Below are 4,918 nucleotides of genomic sequence, written 5' to 3'. Positions count from 1 at the left end.
TTTTTGATCTCGATGCGCCAGCCCTGGTCGTCGGTGAGGTGCCAGTGGAAGGTATTCAGCTTGTGCATGGCCAGGTAGTCGATGTACTTTTTCACAAACTCCACCGGCTGAAAATGACGCGTTACGTCCAAGTGCAAGCCGCGCCACTGGTAACGGGGCTTGTCCACAATTTCAAGGGCCGGAATGGTGACAGCAGCGGCTGTTTTGCTGGCCGGCAGCAGTTGCCGAATCGTTTGCGTACCCAGGAAAATGCCGTTGGCTTTGTGGGCAGCCAAGGTGATGCGGGCCGGCTTTACGCTCAAGGTATAGCCTTCCGTACCCAGCGTGTCAGACGATCCGTGGAGCGTCAGGTAGATCAGGTTGGTGGCATTTTTCTTCGGCTTCTTTTGTAACACTTCCGGCTTTATACCGGATGCCTGCTGGATATCCTGCGCCAGAAACTGCCCGACCCGCTGCAGTTCTTCATTCTTGGGGTCTACGTAGATCTTCGTATCGGCAAGCAGCGCGAAACTTCCTTGCTGGGTGGTCAGCTTAACCGGCTGCGGTATCAGCGACAGCGCTTGTGCACTGGCAGCCGTCTGTGCCTGAGCCAGGTTGGCAGCGCCTACCGTACAGAAGACGCATAGGATGAGTGTAAATATTTTTTTGGTGAATGTCATTCGTTTGCCTTATAATAGGTAAGTACTAGTTCCGGAGCTGGAAAAGGGCCGCTGCACCCAGTATGGCCGCGTTGTCCAGGTCCGATATACCGATCGTGAGTTGCTCGGTCACGGCCCGGAAGGGGAAGGTCTGCAGCTGCTGTTGCAGCGCCTCTTCAAACAAAGGATAACACGTGCTGATAGAGCCTCCCAGGAAAATTGCCTGCGGAGAGAGCAGGTACAAAACGATCCTGATGGCATTGCCCAGGTGTTCGCCATACTTGCTGTAGGCAGCCAGGGCACGGGCATCTCCCTGCTTGGCCAGCGCATACAGTTCCGTACCGGTCATACCATATTCGGCAACAAAGAATTTTCCGCTGCAATAGTCTTCCAGGGTCTTGTCCAGGTAGGGCACGCCGCCGAGCTCACCGGCACTCGATAGGGTACCGGAATACAACTTGTGATCGATGATGATACCAGAACCGAGCCCGCTGCCCAGCGTTATACCTACCAGGTTGCTGAATGCCTTGCCCTTGCCGTAAATTTTCTCTCCGGCCGCAAATGAGTTCGCATCGTTGGTCAGGTATACCGGTATGTGGAAGCGATCTTCGAGGTGCTTCTTCAGGTATACTTCTTTCCAGGAAGGTATATTCTGCACATCACAGACCATTCCGCGACTTTCGTCCACCAAGCCGGGTACCCCGACCCCGATGCCTGCTACATCGGCATCGATCAGGGGTTCAATCCCCCGGATCAGCTCTGCGATGATCTGCTCCTGCGGCGCCAGTGCCGAGGTCGAGAATTTCACATCCTCCACTAATACACCCTCCTGCACGACGCCGGCATGCACTTTCGTGGCACCAATATCAATCCCTAAAACTTTAAAACTGCTCATCAAATGCTATACACCGTGTTTCACAACTTATAAAAAAACAGCTAAAACAGAGCCGGTCATTTAGCTCCGTTTTAGCTGCAAAGAATCAGATTAGAACTTCCACCTCACAAAGGCTTCCATGGCCTCGTAGTTGGCCAGGCCGAGATTGTCGTAGCTTTTCGCTGTCTCGCGGTTTCGTTCTTCCGCCCTCACCCAGAACTCACGGGCATCATCGCCCGGGAACACCGGCCTGTCTTTCTGCGACTGGTGCTTGAAGATGGCGTTGCGCTTACGTTCCACCTCCTGCGGCGACAGGGGTACTGCCATCTCGATCTCGTGGGTAGCAAACTCGTGCCAGGCACCGCGGTACATCCACAGCCAGCAATCCTGTGCCCAGCTTTCTGTCTCGCGAAGGCGGCGGAGGGATTCCAGCAAAATATTGAAACACACGATGTGCGTACCGTGCGGATCGGCAAAGTCACCGGCAGCAAAGACCTGGTGCGGCTTCACCTGCTGCAGTAGGTCCATAGTCAGCTGCACGTCCACCTCCGTTACCGGCTTTTTCACGGTCTTGCCCGTTTCGTAGAAAGGCAGCGCCATAAAGTGAATATGGTCGTCTTCCAGTCCTGCATAGCGCGCTCCTGCGATGGCTTCGCTCTTGCGGATAAAGGCTTTTACATCGCGGATTTCCTGTGTATCCAGCTGGTTTGGCTGCTTGTCTTCCAGGAAGGTGCGCATGTTGTCGTAAATCGTTTCCAAGTGGCTGCTGTCCTGCCCGATGCTGTTGCTAAAATCGATGGCAAACTCCATGTAGCGCAGCACGTCATCGTCCCAAACGGCCGTGTTGCCCGACGTCTGGTACGCCACATGCACGTCGTGGCCCTGGTCTACAAGGCGAATAAACGTACCGCCCATGGAAATCACGTCGTCATCGGGGTGTGGCGAGAAAATAACCACACGCTTGCGGGCAGGCTCGGCGCGCTCCGGCCGTCGCTTGTCATCCGCGTTTGGCTTGCCGCCCGGCCAGCCGGTGATGGTGCTCTGCAGCTTGTTGAAAATGTCGATGTTGATGTTGTAAGCCGGCCCTTTCTCAGTGGCCAGCTGCGCCATACCGTTGCTGTTGTAGTCCTCGTCAGTGAGCTTGAGAATCGGTTTCTGCACGGTTTCGGATAGCCAGATCACAGCTTTCTTGATCAGGGCCTCATCCCATACGCAATCTTTTACCAGCCATGGCGTGTTAAAGCGGGTTAGCTCCGAAGCCGCATCCGTGTCCAGCACGAATTCCACATTGTCGGACAGCTGTAGGTACGTAGCCGGTACCTCACTCGACATCTCTCCTTCCACTGCCTTCTTGATGATCGGGGCTTTTTTACCGCTCCAGGCCATCAGGATGATCTCGCGGGCTTTGAAGATGGTACCGATGCCCATCGTAATGGCTTTGCGCGGCACATTCTCTTTACCACCAAAGTCGCGGGATGCATCACGGCGGGTCAGGTCATCGAGCGTGACCAGGCGCGTACCGGAGTTTGGCGCTGAGCCCGGCTCGTTGAAACCGATGTGACCGGTACGACCGATACCCAGAAGCTGCAGGTCCAGCCCACCCAGCGATTCTATTTTGCGCTCATAGTCCAGGCAATACTCATGGATATCTTCCAGCGGCAGGGTGCCGTTCGGGATATAAATGTTGCCTTTTTCAATGTTGATGTGGTCGAAGAGGTTCTCATTCATGAACGTCACATAGCTCTGCACCGCTGTAGGCTGCATCGGGTAGTATTCGTCCAGGTTAAAAGTGATCACATTCTTAAAGCTCAGGCCTTCTTCGCGGTGCAGACGCACCAGCTCGGCGTATACCTTTACAGGCGTAGCACCGGTAGCAAGTCCAAGCACGGCTTTCTCGCCACGCCCCTGCTTATACCGGATCAGCTCGGCTATACGCTGAGCTACCCGGACAGATGCGATGAATTCATCAGGGTAAATGGTAACCGGAAGCTTCTCAAATCGGGTTTCTTCCAGAAGATTTAATCGAGCCATAGTGTATGTAGTGTGCTATAATGTGTTGTAGTGTTTCCTATTCAATTGTGCCCGTAGCCGTGAAGCGTATGGTAGTCTATTTTATGGATTCAATGCGGTTCTCAAAAATGTTTTCCATGACGGCCGCCACAGGTCCCAGTATACCGGCCTCCTGCCCTAGTCTGGACAGCGCCACCACGGTGCGCTCGCGCAGCTGCGTCATGCAGTACGTGTTGATGGATTGCTGTATCGGTGTGGTGATGTACTGCCGGGCTTCCGCCATTTTCCCTCCTATGATGATGAGCTCGGGGTTGAACAACTGGATCAGCATGGCGATGCCTTTGCCCAGGTTCCGGCCGGTCTCTGCCAGTATCTGGATCGCATACTGGTCTCCCTCATTGGCTGCCTCGATCACCTCATGCGGTTCTATCTTCTCCAGCTCGCGCCCCGAGAGTTCTTTCAGCAGCGTGTCCTGCCCGGATTGCATCCCTTCGCGGGCCATACGTGCCAGTGCACTGCCCGAGGCTACTGTTTCCAGGCAGCCCCGCTTGCCGCAGTGGCACAGAATGCCATCCTCTACAAAAGGCACATGCCCGAACTCGCCGGCAAAACCCGAAGTGCCGATGCGCAGCTTGCCATCCATGATCACGCCCAGGCCAATACCCCAATCCAGCGTCAGCACCAAGGCATCTTTCTTACCCTGCGCGGCGCCGAAACGGTACTCGGCCAGGGTGGCACTTTTCACGTCGTTCTGAATGTAGACCGGCTTGCTGAATTTCAGGGTCAGCAGTTCCTGTAACGGCATCTGGTTTTGCCCCGTCTGCAGATAGGTATAGCTCCCCCCTTCTTTAGAAGCTACCAGCCCCGGCAGGCTCAGCCCGATGCCCATCAGTTTTTGCTCATCAATACCGGACGAAAGGATCAGGCTGCTGGCATGCTGGTGGAGCTCTTCGAGCGCGCGAAGGTCTTTAGAAATGCGTATCGGGAAGGTATGGGTGCCGGTGATGTTGTTGTTATTGTTGTCGAAGATGGCCATGCGGGTGCTGAACTTCTCCATGTTGATGCTCAACACAAACAGCGAGTTGTTGCGCAATCCGTAGAGCTCGGGCTTCCGACCTCCAACGGACTCGCCGCGCCCCTGCCGCTCGACCAGCCCTTCGGCCATCAGTTCGTTGAGCAGTGCCATCGAAGTAGGCGAGCTGATGCTGAACCGGCCACAAATATCGGCATTAGACCGGGCTCCCTTTACATACAGGTGCCGCACGATCTTAATCTTCTGCACATGCTTCTTCCTCTCAACATGGTTAAGCTTCTCTAAATAATCTTCTTCCAATGCCAGAAACAGACTCATGCAGCAACATTCTATGTGGTAATATAAAACTCGTGACTTCAGATG

The 4,918-nt window shown here is 54.6% G+C and carries 4 protein-coding genes; all 4 read right to left on the bottom strand.

What is annotated here, in order from left to right; all coding sequences use genetic code 11:
• Positions 1–659: glycoside hydrolase family 20 zincin-like fold domain-containing protein (locus tag OB13_RS16305; protein ID WP_461491240.1), on the bottom strand; the 659-nt coding region annotated here is incomplete at its 3' end.
• A gap of 25 nt (positions 660–684) precedes the next feature.
• Positions 685–1,533 (bottom strand): ROK family protein, encoded by an 849-nt coding sequence (locus tag OB13_RS16300; protein WP_461491239.1) that lies wholly within the window; start codon positions 1,531–1,533, stop codon positions 685–687.
• Positions 1,534–1,623: 90 nt separating this feature from the next.
• Entirely contained in the window at positions 1,624–3,543 is a 1,920-nt protein-coding gene (nagB, locus tag OB13_RS16295) for a glucosamine-6-phosphate deaminase (protein WP_461491238.1), read from the bottom strand.
• 76 nt (positions 3,544–3,619) lie between these two features.
• On the bottom strand, positions 3,620–4,873 hold the full coding sequence (locus OB13_RS16290) for an ROK family protein (RefSeq protein WP_461491237.1): 1,254 nt from the start codon (positions 4,871–4,873) through the stop codon (positions 3,620–3,622).
• Positions 4,874–4,918: the final 45 nt, after the last annotated feature.

It is taken from the genome of Pontibacter sp. HJ8 (assembly GCF_054824225.1).
Note: the sequence above shows the minus strand (reverse complement) of the source record. Positions and strands in the feature narration are given on the sequence as shown.

What these genes read in the sequence shown, in the direction of transcription:
- nagB (WP_461491238.1), bottom strand. Translation starts at nt 3,543, where the DNA reads ATGGCTCGATTAAATCTTCTGGAAGAAACCCGATTTGAGAAGCTTCCG.
- OB13_RS16300 (WP_461491239.1), bottom strand. Translation starts at nt 1,533, where the DNA reads ATGAGCAGTTTTAAAGTTTTAGGGATTGATATTGGTGCCACGAAAGTG.
- OB13_RS16290 (WP_461491237.1), bottom strand. Translation starts at nt 4,873, where the DNA reads ATGAGTCTGTTTCTGGCATTGGAAGAAGATTATTTAGAGAAGCTTAAC.